Raw genomic sequence first — 19,543 nt, 5'->3', positions numbered from 1 at the left:
GACGGCCTGTCAGTGATCAAGGGACTCGCCCAACTTCTTGAGGGCCGCGCGAGTGGTTGCCGAGGACACCACGGTGTAGATCTCCATGGTGATCGAGAACTGGGCGTGCCGAAGGATCTGCATGGCCACCCGGGGATGAACGTCAAGATCGGCGAGCAGCGAGGCACAGGTACGGCGTGCGTCGCGGATCGTGATGCGGCGGACGCCGGCCAGGTCGCAGCGGCGGTCCCAGTAGCGGTTGAAGTTCCGCGGCTCGATCGGGGTGCCGAAGCGGGTCGTGAAGACCAGATCGGTCGGCTGCCACGCTTCGCCGGCCTCCTTCTTGGCTGAGTTCTGCGCGGTGGCGCGCTCCCGGAGGGCAACCGCGCAGATCTCCGGGAGCGGCAGGGTGTCATCCGAGGTGGGCGTCTTCGTCTCGCGGTGCAGCAGCTCCTTGCCGACCCGCTGAATCTGCATGTCGACGGTCAGCTCGGCCGCGTCCAGGTCGATGCCGGGCCAGGTGACGCCGAGCATCTCGCCCTTGCGGAGGCCGAGCACGAGGACCAGGACGTACGCGGCGTAGAACGGGTCCTTGTCGCCGCGAGCTGATTCCAGGAATTGCCGAGCTTCGTCGCTCGTCCAGGCGCGGCGCTTCTTCGAGCGGACCGACGGCAACTTGACGTTCGTCGCGGGATTGGTCGTGCGGTGGCCCTCGGTGATGGCTTGAGACAACAGAGTCCGAAGCACTCGCCGGATGTGGGCGACGGAGGTTGCCGAAGGCATGTCGCGGCAGCATTTGCCGAGCGCGCAGCACCGCTTCTTGGGCCGGCGTTCGTCCTTTCCCTGGGCGCAGCACTGGCACTGCTGGCGGACAGCGTTGAGCCAGGTCTGCACCTCGCTGAGCTGGAGCTTGTCGAGGCGCCGCTTTCCCAGACCCGGGACGATGTAGAGGCGGGAGGCGACCTCATACGTGACGTAGGTGCCGGGGGACAGGTTCGGCTTGACGATCTCGCTCAGCCAGTAGGCGGCGAAGTTGCCGAGCGTCAGAGCCTTGGTGACCATCGGACCTTCCTTGGCCTTCTGGTGAAGCGTCAGCCACTTGTCGTGGGTCTCCTCGCGGGTCTTGCCGTAGACGTACTTGCGGGTGCGTTTGCCGTCCGGCTTGGTGACCCAGACGTACGCGGCGAACCCGCCGTTTCGGTAGGGGTAGATCGAGCCCTCACCGTTGGCGCGAGTGCGGGGTGGCATCAGGCGGCCTCCTCGCTCCGGGAGACCTGCTCGTTGATGTATTCGTCGACCCACTCGGGCAGGATCCGGCGGTACTTGCCGTCCTTCACTGAGCGCAGCTCACCCGTGGCGATCTTCATCTTGACCTTGGACAGGCCGAAGCCGAGCAGGATGGCGACCTCTGCGGGCGAGTACCACCGGGGCTTCAGCACGGTCTCTCGGGCGGACATCACGCGGCTTGGCTCCTTCCAGGTAACGCGGGGGTGGTCGATTGCCGAGACATTCCAGGTGGGTCAAGTCCGGCCGTCTTCCGGGCGGCATTCAGTTGGGTACGGCGGTGGATTCGCTCGCTGATAGCCCGCAAGAGCCGGTGTTCGAGGGCCGGGAGATCCGGATCGTCATGTCGGGCCATCTCCCAAGCGACCGCCGGCTTTTGCTCGGTGTCGGGTTCGGGTTCCTCGGTGGTGATTCCGAGCAGCGCCTTGACCCAGGCGTGGGCATCCGCGCGGTGATCGGCCAGCGTCTTGCCGGACCAGTCGCGGGAGACCAGCACCCGGCGTCCGCCGATACCGAGGGTCGTCTTTTGGTGCACGCGTCCCTTGCAGTGGCCGGGCCGGAGCCGTCCGTGGGCCTTCTTGGGCTGGACGCCGTAGAACAGCCAGTTCGAGCACCGCTCGGAGCACGGGGTGACGCGGAGTTCGTGCCAGAGTCGGTCGAGGTGGGCGCGTTGTGGGTCGCTGGTGGTGGTGTGGCAGTCTGCGGCTGACTTGGTTACGTACTTGGTGATGTAGCCGATGGTCCGCTCGGCATCGCGGGTGCCGGGGTCGACTCCCTTGGCTTTGACTTGGGCGCCGAACCGGACCAGGTGTGCCGGCTCTGCGTCGGGGTCGTCGTCGATCGCGTCCAGGGCCTCAGCCCACGTCGCGAGGGGCCGTCCGGTGTCCGGGTCCACCCACGTCTCGGCTTTGCTGTCCCAGACGGGTGGTCGGTCGATCGGGTAGCGGAGCCGGTTGGCCGCCGGCCACCACACCTGGTGGTAGGTGGCGGTGGCGACCAGCTCCAGCATCGACCGCGCGATGGTGCCGCGGATCGCGAAGTGCGCATGCGGCACCAACCGGCGCTGAGGCTCGACACAGCCCGCGTACTGGACGTTCCAGCCGATCGCGCGGCGCAGGTTCTGCCAGTACCGGTCGAGCAGCCGCGGGAAGTGCACCGCATCCCACGCCGCGCGCCGGTAGTCGTACCTGCTTGGGTCGACCGGCGTGCCGAGCAGCGGATCACCGTCGGTGTGCCAGCGTCGGCACGAGCACGGCCGACCGGCGTGGATGGAGTGGACCGGGCCGTAGCTGTCCAAGGTCAGTGTGAGCCACATCGATGGACGGTGCTCGACACCATCGGTGCCGACGTAGGTCCGGCCGACCGTACGTGCCTCCACCTTCTGCCGGGGCAGATCCGGCACATCCTGACGCCGCTTCGTGGACCGGACTCGCCGAGGGCCGTTGTCGTCGTCGCCCTGGGCGTTCCGGGTGTGACCCGGCGCGATACTGCCCCGCAGGCCCTCCGCGGCGATCTCCTGTTCCACCGCTTCGATGGCCGTGTCGATGCGTTCGAGTTCCGCCGTGCGCTGGTCGGGGTCCATCGCGGCGAGCTGGAGGGCGGCCCGCTCGAACTCAAGGTGTGCCCGCGCAGTGATCAGGTCTCGCTGCCGAGGAGTGGCTGGCGCCGGACCGGGTAGCGGTTCGTCGGTGCGGTGCCAGCCCTCGCGGATCTGGACCTGCCGCAGCCTGCGTGCCCGCTTCGCGCAGGGCGGGCACTTGGCTTCCAGGGTGGCGCCGCAGGGCAGGTCGACGAGTTCTGTCTTGCCGGTGGCCAGGTCGGTCCGGCGTAGCGCCACCGGATGGATGCAGACGCCGTGATCGACAGCGAGGTCTTTGAGCGCGTCGACCGCCCGGGGGAGGGCCAGGCGTGCGGCCCGGGAGCCCGGCCGAGGCGCCGTTGTCTCGGCCGGGACGGGCAGGGTTGGTGTGGTCATCGGGTCACCTGCCCGATGACCGGCACGCCGTTCGACCGCGTGACCGGCCGGACAGGCACAGTTGGAACCACGGCAGGAATAGGCTGCGGCGCCGGAACGGTGACCGGGGCCGTGGCGCCGCCCGGCTTAGGAGCCGCCGTGGGGCTGGTGAAGACGAGTTTGACCAGGGCCATGAACGCCAGCGCGGGAACCGCGGACAGCAGCCACCCCGACGGGCTCGGCTGAGCGACGGCGAGCTGGGCGGACAGCGACAGGGTTCCGGCGGCAACGAGCAGGAACAGCGGGTAGCCGATCGGCCCACCCGTCCGGCGGCGTCGCTTGATCGTCAGTAGGGCTGCGACGGGAACGAGTTCGGAGATGACCGCGTTGACCCAGCCGAACGCGTCGGGGGTCCCGGCCGGAGCATGGCGCATGGTCCAGTCGTGGACGTGGGAGAAGGACGCCCACCCGGCCGCGAGGGCAACGGTGGTGAGGATGGCGGCCAGGGTCAGCGATTCCCACCGGTTCGTGTCGGTGCTGAAAGGTACGTTCATGACTGGTCTCGCCGGTGGGGATTGAGGTCGCGGTCGGTGTAGTAGCGAGCGAAGTCGCGAGCAACGCCGGGTGCCGGCTCGATGATTCGGCCTTCCTCATGGATGCAGATCCAGGCGCAGTCGAGGCAGTAGGGTGCGCCGTCGTGCCAGTGCGTGGCGGGTCGGATGCAGTAGATGGTCAGGCAGCGCACCGGCGCGGTATCCGCGGTCATGCGGCACCCCCAGCCGCGTTGCCGCCGACCAGCCGCAGGCGTCCGTAGTCGTGGGCCATGTCGCGGACGGTGTCGTCGTCGCAGTAGGTCAGCCGGACCCGCATCGGCGTCGGGTCTCCCTCGAGCACGACGTAGCCGATGCCGGGCTGGGTTTGGGGGATGCGGTCGCAGAGGGCGCCGCGGTCGCGCATGCCGTCGCCGAGGACCATGTCGACCTCTGCCGGCTCCGATAGCCGCAACCCGATCCGGGTCGGGAACAACCCACGCGCGGGCAGCACCTCCTTGCGGGGGTCCTGGATCGCGGCGACGACGTGGACGCCGACGGCGCGGCCCTGGGTCAGGACGATGCCGAGCGCGGCCTTGATCCGGTCCTTGAGCTGCCGCTCGGTCAGGTAGGCGGTCAGGTTCGCCAGCTCGTCGATGACCAGCACGATCAATGGCTCATCCACCGTCGGCACATGCTGGCGCGTCTGACCCGCCAGCCGGGCAGCACGTTCCTGCGCGGTGGCCGCCGCCTGTTCGATCATGGCGGCCATCTCGGCGAAGTCCCTGGAGGCGAACCGGGCGAACAGCGGCCGGCCGATCCCCAGCTCCATGCCGCCCTTGGGGTCCAGGCCCCACAGCTCGACCAGCCCATCGGCGACGCCACCGGACAGGGCACGGACGATCGACCAGATCACCGAGCCCTTACCCGAGCCGGTGGCGCCGACGATGAGGACCTGGGTACCGAACAGCCGCAGCCGGTAGAGGTCGCCGTCTTCCTGGGCGCCGATGGGTAGGGCGGTGAAGTCCAGCGCGTCGGGCACTGGCAGCGGCTCGACCGTGGCGTGGAGGGAGTCGCCGCGCATGAGGACCAGGACCACGGTGGCGTAGGTCGGGCCAGGCATGGCCTTGAGCTGCCGCACCCCGAACGTGTGCGCCAGCCGCTCGGAGGCTTTGGCGAAGTCGTCCGGGATCTGCCCGGTCACCATCCGCACCAACACTTCGTCACAGCCCGCGCGGCAGCGGACCCGGCGGATCTGCGGGATGATCGTGCGCTTGTCGTAGGAGACCGACAGCTTCGCGGTCACCATCGCGGCCATCCACCGCCGCCGGTACACCAGCCGCCGCACCCTGGCGAGGATCGGCCACCAGCCGAACCGCAACCAGCTCAGCCGATGCCCGAAGGCCCAGCCGGTCGAGATCGCTGCGATGCCGGCCACCAGTCCGGCGAGAGCCTGCCAGCCGTGGGCGAGATAGAGCCACGTCAGGCCGGTCGCCGGGAGGGTGGCGTACCAGTGGCGGATGTAGGTGGCGACCAGCCACGCCAGGGCCTTGATCGTCTCCCAGACGACGACGGCCCAGATCGGCAGCTTGAAGACGGGGGTGCGGACGTTGAGCGGCGCGACCGGGATGGTCTCCCCGCGGATGATGTTGATCAGCGGCATGGTCAGCTCACCGCCTTGTCGTCACCGGCGTTGAGGGTGGCGAGCACGTCGCGGATGCTGGCGATGCGTTCGGAGTCGGTGACGTTCGGGATCAGCACAGCCCACGCCTCGATCCGGCCGATCGCCCCGGCGTAGCGGTTGACGTGCTCCCAACCGGAGAGTGCGTGCTCGCGTAGGGCCTCCTGATCTGCTGCGTCTTCGCAGTCGTCACAGCGGTCGATGTCCGCGGTCATCGGTTTGGTCTGGCTGCATCCGATGCAGGTACGCCATACGGTGTTGCTCGGTGTGGTGACGCGGGCAGCGTCGACTACCTTGGCCATTACAGCCGTCTCCTTTTGCAGGTGGGTGGTTGAGCGCCCGGGGCGGGGATGACTTCTTGGCGGTTGTTGGCCCCGCTCCCGGACGCGACTTCTCTGGTCAGGCAGCCGTCGCACGGCTGGCCTGCTGCTGCGGTGTGGTCATGGCGCTGGCCTTGATCGACCAGGCCAGGCGCGACCGGCACTTGTTGGCGCCGCCCTTGCAGCGCTGCGAGTCCACGTACGGCGTGAGCATCACGTCGGTGAACTCGACCATCGGCGGGTAACCCGGCACCGCCGACGCGGGCGGAACCGGCTGCTGCGCGGCGACAACCTTGACCTTGAACTCCTTCGACGCGCCGAACTTCCCGGCCTCCGGGTCCAGGTCGAGAACCCGGACCAGCCACACGCGTTCGCCGGTGTCCTTGTCGCGGAGCTGGTCGTCGCCCTGTCCGCGCTTGTCGAAGTCGGTGGCCGGCTCCACCCCGAGGCAGAGCACGCCATGCGGCGCCACGTAGTCCCACGGCACCGGCACCTTGATCGAGTTGGGAACCACTTAATCCTCCGTCTGGCTATCAAGTCGACAACTTGACTTGTTATGTAGGGACGATTGTAGCTCGCGATCCTCCATCGGCAAGGTTGTCGATGGAAAAAGATCAGCGAAGGGGGAAGGAACCCTCGAGCTCATGCCGGACGGCCGGGATCACGACGTCGACCGCGAACCGCGGGTCTCCACTGCGGTCGAACACCGTGACCAGCACCGTTAGCACTGCGTCGCGCTCGTCGATCCGCAGGAGTTCCGCTTCCTCGGCGGTGGGGAGCCGCGCTGAGATTCGTTCCGTGGCGTGGTCGAAGTCGATGCCCTTGCGCGCCTTGAGATGCTGCAAGACGCCGTCGGGCAGGGGCGCCTTGCGGCCGATGTCGGTGCCGGCCGCCAGCTCGACCGGGACGTAGAGCGAACTCAGCTCGACCGGGCCGACCTCGGACTCGACGAGGCGCCGCCGCAGGATGACCGGGGTATCCGACTCCAGTTCGAGAGCCACGGCCGCCCGGTTCGGCGTCATGATCGCCCCGACCCGCAGGAGGGTCACGTCCGCTTCCTCGCCCTGGTCGAGGAGTTCGAGCATCCGGTCGGCGGATTGCTGGGCGGCGGGGGAGGGCCGGCCTTTCACGAACCGGCCTTTACCCTGCTGCGACTCGATCCAGCCGTCTTGCTGGAGGATGCCGAGTGCCCGCACCACCGTCGGGCGCGAGGTGTCGAACTCGGCCATCAGTTGCGTCTCGCTGGGGATCGCCGTGCCGGGCGCGTAGGTACCGTCCTCGATGCGCTGCTGCACAGCGTTCACGACGACCGCATATTTCGGCGGTGGCACGTTGATGGCCATCCGGCTCTCCGCCCGCTCAATGAGACAACAACTCAACTTGTCAACACAGTAAAGCAAGTCGCGGACGCAGGGAACCGCGCCCATCTGCCACAACTATCTGCCGGGGATCTTTCCCCAGGCGCCGTACGCCAACCGGCGTACCGACGTGAGACGAGTCATGGCAGGCGGCGGATCATCCCGAGAATGGTCGTCAGGTCCGACCGGGCCACCCAATGTGCGATCTGCCGCAGCTCGTCCTGTCGCCGCTCCACGCGGGCGGCGAGTTGGTCCAGGTCTGGTGCGAACAGTGGCAGCTCCCGCAACTGGTCGTGCACCGCGTAGAACGATCCTTCGGGGATGTGCACGTACCGGACCCATCGGCTGTTCATCGCGTGCAGTACCTGCCACCCGGGAAACCGGGCCTCCAGCGCGAGCTGCGCTCGCATCTGTTGTCGTAGATCCTCGGCCCCTGGCCACTCGTCGTCGCTCACCGCTCGGTCCACCGCAGGAACCGATCGAACAGGTCCGCCGGATGCCGATCGGCCAGCGCGCGAGCGGCCCTCTCCAACTCATCCCACATCCGCATCGCAAGCTGGACGTGATCAGGTGTCGTGGCGATCAGGTAGTCCCGTGCCGGCGCACACGGCCACGGCAAGGTGCAGGCACCACAGGCGTACGTGGCCGGGTCTGGCTGGTGCTGCGCCCCGGTGCTCACATCGGCGGTCATGCCGACCGCCGCTTACGGCCGCCGGCGCGGTACTCCTGCGCGGGAGTCAGCCGCCCGACCCGGCCGACCTGAGGGAACATCTCCGTCGGTGCGGTCCAACCCGGCAGCGCCGGTCGCGGCTGGGAGCGGATCTTCTCAAGCCGTAGTTCCAGACATGGCCACGGCAGCCCGCACGTACAACGGGCGCGGCGAAACAGAATCCGTCTGGCTTTCCGGTGCATCACGGTCCCATCCGGTCGTCGGGAGCCCCGACACGGCGAACCGAAGCGCCACCGGCCTACAGGGATCCCCTGGTAGGCGCGAGGCAAGGCCGAGCCGGAGCAACAGTTCGGCGAATTCCGTGACGGCGGCCAGCACGGTCACGACTTCCGGGCTGGGCGGACCGGTGAACAGTCGGGACACGCCCGCCGCACCATCCGCACGACGGTCTCGTCAGCGCGGATCACCCGACGCTTCGACGCCAACCGCCAGCCACGCCCTTCACAGGACCGGCACACCCCCGAGGAAATCGCCATGGCCCTGATCGTGGTCGTCTGTCGGTTTTCAACCCATCACCCGCGATAGTCCATCAAGGGGTAACTTCTATCCGGTGACCGGATATCGAGGTGCATGGTCGGTATCCGATGCACGGATCAAACTGACTCGGGAGGCCACGTGAGCAGCCGAAACACTGCCGTCTTCGCTGTCCCGGCACCGCTTTGGGACACCGATCCGATGCTCGACGCGTTGGCAGCCCGTGACATAGCTCAGCTGTTCCGCCTTGTTCAACGTGAAACCAAGGTCAGTCAGAGCCACCTCGGAGTGGCCGTCGGACTGAGTCAGGCCCAGGTCAGCGAGATCATCGGCGGCTCCCGTCGGGTAAGCAGCATCGACGTGCTCACCCGCATCGCATCCGGTCTCGGTATGTCCAGCCGCGCCCGCATCACCCTGATGCTCGGCGACCGTAACCGCACCACCGCCACTGTGCCGTTCGAGGCTGGTTCGGCCGGGCAGCAAACCACTGACCAGGAATTCACCGCCCGGTACGGCGACGTCGAGGCCGTCTACCCCAGCCGGTCGGAGTTCACCTCCCGCATGCCGCCGCATGACCTGTTCGACAACGCCACCGACATCCGCGCCGTCGGCCTATCCCTCAACCTGATCTGCCAGCAGTACGCCGACAGCCAGCTCGCCCAACTCGCGCAGAACGGCGCCCGCCTTCGCCTGCTCTTCCTCGACCCCGCCGGCAACGCCATCCGCCAACGCGAGATCGAGGAAGACATGACCGCCGGCACCCTCGGCGCCCTCACCACCCTCAACCTCCAAGGCGTCCTCCGAGTCCGCGACCGACTCCCCGCCGACATCCGGGACCGCATCGAGGTAGCCACCTACGACCAGACGATCCGTGCCAACATCACCTTGATCAACGACTCGCTCTGCATCGCGCAGCACTACCTGCCCCACGCCCGAGGCGTCGAGTCCCCCACCATGGTGATCAAGAAGCGATGGCCGGCCGCCGGCCTCTACCACGTCTTCGAGCGCACCTTCGACGAACTATGGAGCGGTGGCCACCCCCGATGACCGACTACGCCGACCTACTACCCATCGCCCACCAAGCCGTTGACCTCGCACAGGGCATCATGCGAAGCATGCAGCCCGGCACCCTAACAGCCAAGGGTGACCGCGACATGGCCTCTGAGGTCGACTTTGCCATTGAGGAACAGGTACGCGCGCTCTTGGCGAAAATCACGCCAGGCATCGGCTTTCTCGGAGAGGAGAACGGAACAAGCGGAGGGACTGGCGGCCTTATGTGGGCCTTGGACCCAGTCGACGGGACCGTCAATTTCGTGCACGGGTCGCCGCTCTGCGCGGTCTCGCTCGGCCTGATCACGGAGAACCGGTCGGTCCTAGGCGTAATTGACCTGCCCTTCCTCTCTATGCGCTACTCAGCGGCAGAAGGGGACGGCGCCCAGGCGAATGGGACTGCCATCTGCGTGAGTAGGACGGACCGCATCGGTGATGCGGTGGTGGCACTTGGTGACTATGCAGTGGGTGCGGGGGCAAAAGAGAAGAACCGGATCCGATTTGCGCTGACCCAGCGACTTGGGACCGACGTACAGCGAATCCGTATGCACGGTTCGGCCGCAATCGACCTGGCATGGCTTGCCGCCGGACATGTTGACGCCGTGGTCATGCTCGCCAACAAGCCGTGGGACACCGCCGCCGGTGTGGTGATCGCCCGTGAGGCGGGCGCTGTCGTAGTTGACCACGACCGTTCGCCGCATACCTTAGAGTCGGAGGCAACTATCGCGGCGAACGCAGAGCTGATCCCGTCAATACTTGCGTTGGTCGACGAGGATTAGGGCCTCGGCATCACTCTAGTTTCGTTTCCTGACTGGGCGAATAGCATAGAGGAGGCTAAGCGGCCAAACTGGGTATCTTGACTTGGGACCCGGATCCCAAGGTGAAGGCTGGCGCCTGCGTCGGACCACCCTTTGTTTGGCCTGTTGTATCGACGCCTGTTAAGCACCCATTTTTCGTGGGTCAGAGCCCAGGCTCCATGCGGCAACCTGGTCCAGGCGAACCCTCCATGGCATTTTGGAGCTTGTTTGGTTTCCTGCGGTTAGTGCGCCATCGATTACATGTAGGTAATCGCCCGAGTGGTCGATGAATTCACTGTCAGGACCGAGCCTTCCCGATGCTGAGAAAAGATGCTTTAGGGTCGTCGCGAATGACTCCGCACCTTCTCCGCCGTGTTCTATTAGTTCGAACCACTCCTTATACCAGGTAGCCTTTCTCACAAGTTGACCACTAAGCATCCCGCCGGGTATCGCTAAGACGATGCCTACTCTGGAGTCTAGAATGCTGACCATCGTATTCAGCATGGAAAGCGTTGCATCTATGTTTCCGGTGCTGTCTCTTGTGGGGTAATCCATAGAGGATGGCAGGTCCGTCATTGATCCTCCAGTGTCAGTGGGGCATACTTACGTCGACGTGTCACCCTACTAAGGTCCGGTGAGGTATGTCCAGCCAGATGGTTGGCATAATTGACGCAGGGTTCATTACTCGATCCGGTCGATTTTTGCTTGGCAATCCAACCCTCATGTTCGAGCCTGAGGAATTGGTCGGGTGGCTTCACTCATCAGCGCTACGCATGGGTGTCCGATTCCTTCGGGCCTATTGGTATGACGGCGCCTATGAACCGGGCTCCCCGCACTTTCAACAACAGCGTGAGAAGTTTGCGCGGCTGGAAAGCTGCCCAGGATTACAACTTCGCCTGGGGCATTTGCAAAAACGGAAGTTCGACTACAAGCCGGCTCTTCGCAGAGCTGCTGGCGAGATGGGTATCGATTATCAAGAGCTTATGCGACATTTTCAACCTGAAGCCATCTATCAGCAGAAGGGGGTAGACAGCCTTATCGTTCTGGATATGGTGCGCCTAGTCCAGCAAGGCGCATGCTCGCATGTCATGCTGATGGCGGGCGATAGGGATCTAGCTGAGTCCGTGCGCGCAGTGCAGCAGTTGGGGGCGACAGTTACTCTGGCTTTTCCGAAGGGTGCTCCGGTTGCCACTGAGGTTCGGAATCTCGCGGATGAAGTAGTCACCTGGAGCCCTGAGGCAGTTGAGCGTCTTACAAAGCCCTTCATGAAGAGGTTCGGAGATCTTTTGGGGTACGACCCAGATGATGACGAGGACGGGCCGTCGTGAGGGGGATGTAGGTGCGGCGGTCGCCGTGGGTGAGAGACCGTAGCTCTCATGTGTCTCGGGGCTGGCCTGACCAGCGTGAGAACGAAGTGCATCTAGGTTGACGACTTTTTGAGATCTGTACGCCTCCCGCCGCGACGTTAAGCGGTATCCTATTGCCGTGGCAGGGAGTGAACGCAAAACACCGCAAACGTACGGACGCTGGACCGTGGGAGCCAAAATTGGTGGTGGTGGCAACGGTGATGTGTACCGTTGCTCCGATGCCGGGTCATCTGCGGCCATCAAAGTTTTTCGTCACAGGAACGCCTCAGCCGACAGAATGGAAAGGTTTCGAAGGGAGATAGGTTTTCTACTCGCGGCTCAAGAATTCCCGGGCATCCTCCCTCTAATTGACCACAGTCTTCCTGGCAATGGCGGGGGTACGGCATGGTATGTGATGCCTTTGGCTGAGCCGCTGAGCGAAGCGCTCGGATCCGAGCCGACGCTTGACTTGGTAGTGACTGCCGTAGTCGCCTACGCCTCAACTCTGCGCGATCTTGCAAAATCTGATGTCCATCACCGCGATATCAAGCCTGACAATTTGTTTCGCTTGAATGGGCAGTGGGTCATCGGAGACTTTGGCCTAGTTAAGTACCCTGATGCATCCCCGCTCACTCGTGAGGGAAGGAAAGTAGGGCCAACGGACTATATAGCGCCGGAGATGCGACACAATGCAGACACTGCCGACGCTGAATTGGCAGATGTCTACTCGCTCGCGAAGACGCTGTGGGTCCTTGCTACCGGTTCAAATCTTCCACTGCCGGGGCAGCAGCGGGTGGAGGACGATTCTAGTCGGCTCACGGCGCGTTCAGCTCATCCATGGGCACCCTACCTAGACCGACTGATCGAACGCTGTACCGACAATAATCCGGCTGCACGTCCGCGTATGGACTATGTTTCTGCGGAACTGAATGCGCTAGCCAATCCAGCCGAACGGCCACCATCCTCGACGCCGGACCTCGCCGAGGAGGCCGATAAGATTTTAACACTAGGACAACCGCATACTCGCAAACGAGAAGAGATTGACCAGACGCGATTTGCGGGAGCGAAGGCGGCAGTTCGTATCCATGAATCGGCAAAATCGGTTTTTGATGAAGCTCTGAGCAAGTTGCCACATTTCTATATTAACGATCCAGTTCAAGTGTCGCCGCCCCGATCGTGGGTGGCAGATGGTGCTACAAACATATTTCACAGCTCCTGGGGTGCTGCCCTTATCGCACCACCCGGAATTGGTGTTTCGGTCACCGTAGGTTACGTCCTCAAGGTTCTCAATACTGCCGGTTCTTCCCGCCTCTTTATTTGCGTAACTGCAAATAGGAAGAATGGGGGGCGTGGCGACCAGAGGGAGATTATCGCCTCTAGTTTCGATGTTGATGTTCCGTCTGCACAGTTCGACGTTCTTGCATCTGAGGTCGAGTCCCTGTATCGCGAATGCTTGCCCGATATATTCAAGGCAATCAGGGAAATGATGGAGTCCGAACTCGCCCTCCAGCGGTCACTACTCCTCGGCGAGGTTGATTCAGGCGGTAATCCGGACGGGGCAACTGCATAGCATTTCTAGGCAAAGCTGCTGTCTGCCGACAGCAGCGTCACATACCTGTCCCGGAGCAAGTTCTTGGATCCGCTCTTATGAGATTGCCTTCTAGGTAATTGCTTAGTTGACCCGCTCCGCAGTGTAGGCAAGGTTGCGGCAGTCGGTGTTAATCGCGAACCAAGCATCCGGATCTCTGGTGATCCGGCGGCAGTTATTTCCACGAATTAGTCGCCGCCGGTAACAGGCCTGCGTGACTGGTGTCTGGCAATTAACGCCTCGATCAACGCCTCGACTACTGCCGAATCTGCCTGTTCTGGATCAAGGCGCCGCGCAAGCGCGGCGCTGGTCGGCCGCGCTCGGCCTGCTGGCGGGCTTCGCCCGGCATCGGCCGGCGCGCCGACCGATTCGGTGTTCGGGCCAGGGTCCTTGCCGAGCCGGGTGGTGGCCAGCCCTGTTCTCCGGGCCTACGGCTGTAGCGTGACTTGCCGTGATGATGTGCCCAGACTGCGGATCGAATCTCGACAGCGTGGCGCTAGGTGACCTCTGCCCGGCGTGTGGCGGAGCCCGTCGCAGTGCCGTGGTCCAAGCCGGGGCAGCCCTCGCTTCGGCCGGGGCGCTGAACGCCCATGTGAGTGTCGGCTATAACCCGGCTCGACCATGGCAGCAGAAGTGGCGAGACGTTGAGAACGGCTTGCACATGTTGGAAGACCTCTACAGCCGTGACGGTGCCAGCAATGAGGATGTCCGGCGTGAGGTCGAGGAGTTCTTCAAGAGCTGCCGCGAGCTGGCGGACTGGCTGAGTGAGCACGCCGGTAAGCGCGATGCGATGACGTATGTCAACAGTGACCCCGACCTGGTGCTATGTAACGGCATGACACAGACCATCAAGCACCACACAAGGAGACCCGGGCGCGACCCCGATCCCATCACCGCCCGGGTGTCGTGGGTGCATGGAGGCGGCGTACGTGCGGAGATCGAATGGTCTCGGCCGAGCGGACCGAGAGGCACGGAGGACGCCTTGGATCTTGCGCGGCGGTGCGCGGCGGCATGGACTCGGTTTTTCCAGCAACACAGACTGGATCCCTCCGGATAGCGCTCGGACGCCGTCAAGTTGCTGCCGCGCCGCTTCGCGGCTTGCCACTGGATTGGGTGGTCACCGTGAGCGGGGCATCGGGTGGTGGTCCGGCGCCGCGGGCCGTGCCAGCGTTGCTGTACAGCAGTGAAGTACAGCAACGCCAGCAGTCGGACCGGTCGGGACGGAACCTGATCAAGCCGTCTGACCTCATACGACGCTTGATCAAACCGCGTTGCAGGCAATCCTTAGGTTCAGGGTTCGAGTCCCTGGCGGCCCACTGTATTGGCTGGTCAGCGCCGGTTTCCGGCGCTGACCAGTTCCGTATCCGGGGCCGTACAGCCGCGCGTCCGGGAGGTGCTGTGAGCGAGTCCGTGACCCCTCTGATCGACTTCTGCTGGCCAGCCGGGTCGACAGCTGCCTGCAACTGCTTGAGCCGACCTTCATCGCCCGCCGACCAGACCTACTGGGTCGAGCACCAGACCGGCGAACTCTGCGTGGACCGGGGCGCCGGCCGAGCGACCCGGCACCGCGAACGCAGACGGCCAGTCAGTGATCAAGGGACTCGCCCCACTTCTTGAGCGCCGCGCGGGTGGTTGCCGAAGCGGGTCGTGAAAAGACCAAGTCGGTCGGCTGCCACGCTTCGCCGGCTTCCTCCTTGGCTGTCTGCTGGGCTGCGGCTCGCTCGCGGAGGGCGACCGTGCAGGTCTCCGGGAGTGGCAGGCGTCATCCGAGGTGGGTGTCTTCGTCGCGCGGTGCAGCAGGTCCTTACCGACAAGCTGGAATTGCATGTCGACGCCATCAGAGTCTCTTGACGATCCACAGTGGGACACCGAGGGTAGAGGGCATGCGATCACCTGAGCCTTCGGCCTCCACGCATGCCCACACCCCTAAACACGGGCTGACCGTCGGTGCCGCCGGTGTCGTCATCGCGGTAGCGGTCTTGGGTGCGGCTGTAACGGCGCGGGCCGACGGGGACACTCCGTCACCCGCGAGTAGTGACGACACCTCCTACCAGCTCCCGGCGCCACGAGAGTCCGCACCGATGGCGCAGTTGGTTGACCGCGATTCTGCCGACCCGAACACCGCCCAGCCAGCCGACTTGACGCCCGAAGAACTACAGCGCATAACCCAAAAGGCACTTGCGGAAGAAGCAGCCAGGCGCGCTGCCCTTCCGAACAACTAGGGATCTGCCGCCACAACCGAGGCGGAGGGGTGTCGGACTCGGTTTTACTCCGTTGACCAGCTATTACTGCCGAATCTTGCCTGCTCTGGATCAAGGCGCCTAGCAATGGCGAGGATCAGAGATTGCTGATCGAACTCATAGGCGCAGTCCGCGCAGACCCAGCCATTTGAATCCCAGTGCCGGATTTCCGGCACTGACCTGTTCCGTTGCCGGGCCGTACAGCAGCACCGGTTCGGGGCGTCAGCGGATGTGGCAGTTGACCTCGACGCCGGTGAGGCCGTCGGTGGAGACCGTCAAGGGGGTCTCGGCCCGGCAGGTCGGCGGCTGTTGAGGATCGCCGCCGGGGGCTCCGGTGACCACGTACCGGCCGGCGGCAACGGTGATGGTGAACCGGCCGCTGTCCGCCGTCGGGGCGGGTGTGATCGTGCCGTCGTCCGCCCGGAACCAGACCGTTCCCGGGATTCCCCGGGGTGGGGTGCCCTGGGGTCCGCCGACCTGCTGCAGCAGACCGGTGACGGTGACCGGGAACGGTCCGGCCGGCGCACGGACCGTGTCATCAGGGCGGCCGGGATCCGCTTCGAGGAAAGCCGTAGCGCCGCCGGCTCCGGCCAGGGCGATGAGCGCCACGCCGGCGATCAACCGGGTTCGTTGCCGCCGCCTGGCCCGTACCAGATCAGGGAATGCGGGCTGATGGGCCGGCTGTAGCCGAATCGCCTCGGTGGTCAGCAGTTCGCTGAGGTCAGGCATGCGTGGTCTCCTCTCGCAAGGTCGCGGCCAGTGCGGTGCGGGCCCGGCTGAGGCGGGATTTCACCGTTCCGGGGGCGACTTTCAGTGCTCGGGCGATCTCTTCGATGCTGAGCCCGAGAACGTGGTGCATCACCACGGCCTGGCGTTGGCCGATCGGCAGCCGGCGCATCGCGTGGGTCAGGTCGACCCGGTTGGGGCTCGGTGGTGGCTCGGTGGGTGGCGGGCCGTGGCGCAGCAGCGCGCGGATGGCGTTACGTGCCTTCCGTCGCCGGTTCGACAGCAGGTTGAAGGCCACGGTCCGGACCCAGGCCTCGGGGGAATCGAGCTGTGACACGTGGTCCCACCTGCTGAGGACGCGGAGGAATGCCTCCTGGACGCACTCCTCGGCCTCGGCCCGGCTCGGGGCGGCGAGGGTGATCACCCCGACGAGTCGCCGGTAGCAGGATGCGTACAGCTCTGACACGGCATCCTCGGCGGGCTTTCGGCTCATACCTCTCTCACCCGCGACCGTCTCGGAAGGTTCCCGGCATGCACAGAGTGGCCTCCCGCGGTACATCAAAGACGGACTCAAAGGGATTAAGCGGATAGGTCGGAAATTTCGGGCTCACCTTTGGGGTGTATTCGCTTGGGGTGACGGCCTTCGCGTGCCAGGGTCGGAGGCGGGCCGCATCGGGCGGTCCGTCAGATCGGAGAATGTTTTGTCGGTTTACGACCCTGGGCAGCTTCTGGCCGGCTACCGGTCCATGAGGATGCTGGCCGGCCTCGTCGAGCGGGGTGGCCGCCCGGCCGCGGTCAGCCCGACGGTTCCGCTGTGGGCCGGTGAGAAACAGTATGGATGGTTCCCGGTCGACGTCATCGGGGGCGATCGGGAAATCGCTGTGGTCACCAACCGGCGGTTGCTGCTGGGCGACGATTCGTTCGCGCTGCGGGCGGTGACCGGGCTGCGGCCGCGGCCCGACGAGTGGGCGCTCACGCTGGACGTCCGCGGGTACGGGACGGTGGAGATCATCGGGCCGTGGGTGCCGTGGCTCGGTGTGGTGCTCTGTGCCGAGATCCACGGTGCGGCGTGGCCGCCCGGATATGCGCCCGTCGTCATCCCGGCACCCCGCCGGGCACGGCGCCTGGAGGCGGTGCGCTGACCGCCTCAGTACACCCAGACCCGCATCTTCAGGGGAATGGCGTCGTTCTTCCACAGCCAGTTCATCGCGGAGACGGAGACGCGGGCGCATCCGTGTGACGCCGGATAGGGCGGAACGCTCGGGGCGCCGTGCACCGCGATGCCGCCGTTGAAGTACTTGGGGCGCCACAGCAGGCCGAGCGGAGCGTCACGCCACCCGTCGATCTGGCGGCCCACCTTGAACTTCCCGCGCGGGGTGTCGGCCAGGTAGGTCTCACCCTCCTGCTGGTAATACTCGTTCGACCCGGTCGACGTGTTGAAGGTGCGGGTGACCTGACCGTCGGTGACCAGGAGCAGCAGCTGCCGTTTCAGATCGATCTCGACCATGGTGCCGGTGGTGGAGCGCGCCTTCGGGCGTACCCCCTGGTCCAAGGCCTTTCGGGTGTTGGGGCCGACCGTGCCGTCGCGGCGGATGCCCGCCGCCTTCTGCACCGCGTAGACCGCCTGCTGGGTGGTCGACCCGAATTTCCCGTCCGCTTCGCCGTTCCAGTAACCCAGCTCGGTGAGGCGCTGCTGGAGCGCCAGGACGTCCGGGCCCTCCAGGCCGCTCTTCAGCTTCCGTTTCGGCTCCGGCGTCGCCGGAGCCGAGGAGGCGGTGGGCGCGGGAGCCGGCTGCGACGGCGATCCGGTGGGCGCGGCAGGCGACGACGATGACGGTACGCCCGGAGGCGGCCCGTCCGCGGTCGGTGTCCCCGATTCGCAGCCGGCGGCGAGGGTCAGCGCCACCGCGGCCGCGATCGTGATCGCCAGAGCTCTACGCACAGGTGAAGTCTAGAGACTCATTCACGACCGTCCACCGATGAACGGCAATCGTCCACTCGCGCGGGTGGCGTGGCGGGCGCACAGGAAAAAGAGCCGAGTAGGCTTTGTTTATGTCATGGAAGGCGAGCGCGCGGCACGGCGTACGGGAGGCGCCCGGTGGATTCGCGCTCGTGCAGGAGCTGCTGAACACCCGCCCGGCGATGTCGTATGCACCTGACCTGCTGGGCAGCGTCGAGGACGCCCAGTGGTGGGTGACCGATGCGCTCGGTCTGTGGTCGCATGTGTCGGGGCTGCCGGGGCCCACTCTGCTGCTCTCCGTCGCCGATCTGCGGTCGATGCGCCGGCTGCGGACCGCCTTCGAGCATGTGGTGACGGCGGGGACCAGCCCGGAGGTGGACGAGGCACTGCTGCCGCCGGCCGACGTCCAGGTGAGCCTGGTGCCGGACGGGGCGGGCTGGGTGCGGGTGGTGCCGACCGGCCGCGGCGTGCGGTGGCTGGCGTCGGCGTTGTGGGCGGAGGCGCTCCTGGCCCAGCAGGCGGGGATGTGGCCGCGGCTGAAACTGTGCAACAACCAGGCGTGCCGGGCCGCCTTCTTCGACACCTCGCGCAACAACAGCGGGGTCTGGCATGACGTCAGCACCTGTGGCAACACGGCGAACCTCCGTGCCTTCCGCGAGCGGCGCCGGATGCTCGGCCACGAACATCAGTGAACCCCGGCGGGAACTCGGGCGACCTCGCAGGCGACTATCAGGGCATGGCATGTGAGCGGTGGCGCGAGATGCTCTCCGCGCAGCTGGACGGCGAGGACGACCCGGCGATGCGCCCGTTGGTCGACGAGCACCTGGCCGGGTGCGCCGGCTGCCGGGACTGGCTGGACCGGGCGGCGGTGGTCAACCGGCTGACCCGGACGGCGGCGGTGCCCCAGGTGCCGGACCTGACCGAGGCGATCCTGGCCGCCCTGCCGGAGCAACCGCCGGCCCGGCGCCGGTGGCGGCCCCGACTGCCCGCGGCGGCCGTGCTCTACGTGGCGCTGGCCCTGGTCGGGGCGGTGCAGCTGATCCTCGGGCTGACGCAGGTCGGTGGCGGGGCGACCGTGGACCACGCGCACAACGGGCTGGGCGCCTCACAGGGGCACCTCTGGCACGAGTCGGCGGCGTGGAACGTCGCGGTCGGTGCCGGATATCTCTTCATCGCGCTGCGGCGGACCCGACCGACCGGGCTGGTGCCGATGCTGACCGCTTTCGTCGGGATGCTGCTGCTGATCTCGGTCACTGACCTGACCGCCGGGCGTGTCGACGCCGGCCGGCTGGTCGGCCACGGGTTCGTGATCGCCGGATATCTGCTGGTGGTGGCGTTGTCCCGAGGTGCCGGAGGCGAGGTGCGGCCGCCCGGTTCCCGGATGGGTGCCGGCTGGCGGGCACGTTTCGACGCGGAGACCCTGGAGGAGGCTCCCCGGCCGGGACTGCGGCTGCTGCCGCCGCCACACGGCCCGTTGACCGCGCTGCATCGGGACGATCATCAGGCGGCCTAGCGGTCTTCGCCGT

At 65.9% G+C, this 19,543-nt stretch carries 22 protein-coding genes; 8 read left to right on the top strand and 14 right to left on the bottom strand.

Features of this window, described 5'->3' with window-relative positions:
• Positions 1-9: 9 nt before the first annotated feature.
• The 10 genes from BC793_RS31350 to BC793_RS31305 form a co-directional block, all read right to left on the bottom strand.
• Entirely contained in the window at positions 10-1,227 is a 1,218-nt protein-coding gene (locus BC793_RS31350; protein WP_109599070.1) for a tyrosine-type recombinase/integrase, read from the bottom strand.
• Positions 1,227-1,436, bottom strand: coding sequence for an excisionase family DNA-binding protein (locus tag BC793_RS31345; protein ID WP_109599135.1), 210 nt, complete (start codon positions 1,434-1,436; stop codon positions 1,227-1,229). Before BC793_RS31345 ends, BC793_RS31350 begins: the two co-directional genes overlap by 1 nt.
• Positions 1,436-3,238 carry a replication initiator gene (locus BC793_RS31340; protein WP_109599069.1) on the bottom strand — a complete coding sequence of 601 codons (1,803 nt, stop codon included), beginning with the start codon at positions 3,236-3,238 and terminating at the stop codon, positions 1,436-1,438. Before BC793_RS31340 ends, BC793_RS31345 begins: the two co-directional genes overlap by 1 nt.
• A complete protein-coding gene (locus tag BC793_RS31335; RefSeq protein WP_239170378.1) occupies positions 3,235-3,771 on the bottom strand; it encodes a DUF2637 domain-containing protein in 537 nt (178 codons plus the stop codon). The genes BC793_RS31340 and BC793_RS31335 overlap by 4 nt, the downstream gene beginning before the upstream one ends.
• Positions 3,768-3,983 (bottom strand): hypothetical protein, encoded by a 216-nt coding sequence (locus BC793_RS31330; RefSeq protein ID WP_109599067.1) that lies wholly within the window; start codon positions 3,981-3,983, stop codon positions 3,768-3,770. The genes BC793_RS31335 and BC793_RS31330 overlap by 4 nt, the downstream gene beginning before the upstream one ends.
• The gene (locus BC793_RS31325) at positions 3,980-5,410 is read right to left on the bottom strand and encodes an FtsK/SpoIIIE domain-containing protein (RefSeq protein WP_109599065.1); all 1,431 of its coding nucleotides are present in this window, start codon (positions 5,408-5,410) and stop codon (positions 3,980-3,982) included. Before BC793_RS31325 ends, BC793_RS31330 begins: the two co-directional genes overlap by 4 nt.
• A 2-nt stretch (positions 5,411-5,412) precedes the next feature.
• Positions 5,413-5,730, bottom strand: coding sequence for a hypothetical protein (locus BC793_RS31320; RefSeq protein WP_109599063.1), 318 nt, complete (start codon positions 5,728-5,730; stop codon positions 5,413-5,415).
• 97 nt (positions 5,731-5,827) lie between these two features.
• Positions 5,828-6,262, bottom strand: a complete 435-nt coding sequence (locus BC793_RS31315) for a hypothetical protein (RefSeq protein ID WP_109599061.1) — start codon at positions 6,260-6,262, stop codon at positions 5,828-5,830.
• Positions 6,263-6,362: 100 nt separating this feature from the next.
• Positions 6,363-7,091 (bottom strand): GntR family transcriptional regulator, encoded by a 729-nt coding sequence (locus BC793_RS31310; protein ID WP_109599059.1) that lies wholly within the window; start codon positions 7,089-7,091, stop codon positions 6,363-6,365.
• Positions 7,092-7,246: 155 nt separating this feature from the next.
• A complete protein-coding gene (locus BC793_RS31305; protein ID WP_109599057.1) occupies positions 7,247-7,516 on the bottom strand; it encodes a hypothetical protein in 270 nt (89 codons plus the stop codon).
• Positions 7,517-8,406: 890 nt separating this feature from the next.
• On the opposite strand from BC793_RS31305, the gene BC793_RS31295 reads away from it, so the two are divergent.
• Positions 8,407-9,357, top strand: coding sequence for a DUF5919 domain-containing protein (locus BC793_RS31295; RefSeq protein WP_239170379.1), 951 nt, complete (start codon positions 8,407-8,409; stop codon positions 9,355-9,357).
• Positions 9,354-10,139 (top strand): inositol monophosphatase family protein, encoded by a 786-nt coding sequence (locus BC793_RS31290; protein ID WP_109599052.1) that lies wholly within the window; start codon positions 9,354-9,356, stop codon positions 10,137-10,139. Before BC793_RS31295 ends, BC793_RS31290 begins: the two co-directional genes overlap by 4 nt.
• 159 nt (positions 10,140-10,298) lie before the next feature.
• Here BC793_RS31290 and BC793_RS49065 read toward each other — a convergent pair whose 3' ends face one another.
• Positions 10,299-10,733, bottom strand: a complete 435-nt coding sequence (locus tag BC793_RS49065) for a hypothetical protein (protein WP_146246509.1) — start codon at positions 10,731-10,733, stop codon at positions 10,299-10,301.
• A gap of 65 nt (positions 10,734-10,798) precedes the next feature.
• Here BC793_RS49065 and BC793_RS31285 point away from each other — a divergent pair, with 65 nt between their 5' ends.
• The 3 genes from BC793_RS31285 to BC793_RS31275 all read left to right on the top strand — a co-directional run bounded on the left by BC793_RS31285 (position 10,799) and on the right by BC793_RS31275 (position 14,148).
• A complete protein-coding gene (locus BC793_RS31285) occupies positions 10,799-11,485 on the top strand; it encodes an NYN domain-containing protein (protein WP_109599050.1) in 687 nt (228 codons plus the stop codon).
• Between the two features lie 157 nt (positions 11,486-11,642).
• A complete protein-coding gene (locus BC793_RS31280; RefSeq protein WP_158319414.1) occupies positions 11,643-13,073 on the top strand; it encodes a protein kinase domain-containing protein in 1,431 nt (476 codons plus the stop codon).
• Between the two features lie 679 nt (positions 13,074-13,752).
• Complete coding sequence (locus tag BC793_RS31275) at positions 13,753-14,148, top strand: hypothetical protein (protein ID WP_109599046.1); 396 nt, start codon at positions 13,753-13,755, stop codon at positions 14,146-14,148.
• Positions 14,149-15,553: 1,405 nt separating this feature from the next.
• Here the strand turns inward: BC793_RS31275 and BC793_RS31270 are convergent.
• Entirely contained in the window at positions 15,554-16,060 is a 507-nt protein-coding gene (locus BC793_RS31270) for a hypothetical protein (RefSeq protein WP_146246508.1), read from the bottom strand.
• A complete protein-coding gene (locus tag BC793_RS31265) occupies positions 16,053-16,523 on the bottom strand; it encodes an RNA polymerase sigma factor (RefSeq protein ID WP_158319413.1) in 471 nt (156 codons plus the stop codon). Before BC793_RS31265 ends, BC793_RS31270 begins: the two co-directional genes overlap by 8 nt.
• A 280-nt stretch (positions 16,524-16,803) precedes the next feature.
• Between BC793_RS31265 and BC793_RS31260 the strand changes: the two genes are divergently transcribed.
• Entirely contained in the window at positions 16,804-17,199 is a 396-nt protein-coding gene (locus tag BC793_RS31260) for a hypothetical protein (RefSeq protein ID WP_146246507.1), read from the top strand.
• 5 nt (positions 17,200-17,204) lie between these two features.
• Here BC793_RS31260 and BC793_RS31255 read toward each other — a convergent pair whose 3' ends face one another.
• Complete coding sequence (locus BC793_RS31255) at positions 17,205-17,999, bottom strand: L,D-transpeptidase family protein (RefSeq protein ID WP_109599038.1); 795 nt, start codon at positions 17,997-17,999, stop codon at positions 17,205-17,207.
• Between the two features lie 110 nt (positions 18,000-18,109).
• Between BC793_RS31255 and BC793_RS52430 the strand changes: the two genes are divergently transcribed.
• The gene (locus BC793_RS52430) at positions 18,110-18,709 is read left to right on the top strand and encodes a CGNR zinc finger domain-containing protein (RefSeq protein ID WP_109599036.1); all 600 of its coding nucleotides are present in this window, start codon (positions 18,110-18,112) and stop codon (positions 18,707-18,709) included.
• Between the two features lie 44 nt (positions 18,710-18,753).
• Complete coding sequence (locus BC793_RS31245) at positions 18,754-19,530, top strand: zf-HC2 domain-containing protein (RefSeq protein WP_109599133.1); 777 nt, start codon at positions 18,754-18,756, stop codon at positions 19,528-19,530.
• Positions 19,531-19,543 lie beyond the last annotated feature (13 nt).

It is taken from the genome of Actinoplanes xinjiangensis (assembly GCF_003148685.1).
GTDB classification, from domain to species: domain Bacteria; phylum Actinomycetota; class Actinomycetes; order Mycobacteriales; family Micromonosporaceae; genus Actinoplanes; species Actinoplanes xinjiangensis.
This window is presented reverse-complemented; position numbering and strand designations above follow the sequence as displayed.